Source organism: Pseudomonas sp. SIMBA_067 (assembly GCF_046534675.1).
In the GTDB taxonomy this organism is placed as follows: Bacteria; Pseudomonadota; Gammaproteobacteria; order Pseudomonadales; family Pseudomonadaceae; genus Aquipseudomonas; species Aquipseudomonas putida.
Window position 1 is genome coordinate 1 of the sequence record NZ_JAWRYH010000602.1, and the last position, 265, is coordinate 265.

The following is a 265-nucleotide window of genomic DNA, read 5'->3' on the forward strand; positions in this document are numbered from 1 at the left end:
CTGGAAATCAATGGTCCCGACAACCTGACCTTTTTTCAGCGGTGCGGTAAGCTGCGGTTCCGTTAACGTATAACTCGCTTTCAGGTTTTTCAGCTGCCCACGCGGTAAGGTCACTGAGCCCGCTTCACCTGCCCCGAGATTCACTGCGCTCTTATCACCAAACCAGACGCGCTGAGTCACAAAGGTGGCATCAGGTTTAATTGGCGTCACGGTTTCAAAGAAGCGGAAACCCCAGGTCAATAATTTCTCAGACTCATTAAAACGG

Annotated in this window: 1 pseudogene; it reads right to left on the reverse strand. The window is 50.9% G+C overall.

The features are described 5' to 3' along the window. Positions 1–265: pseudogene (locus tag SB765_RS30510) on the reverse strand (serine-type D-Ala-D-Ala carboxypeptidase); the annotation flags it as partial.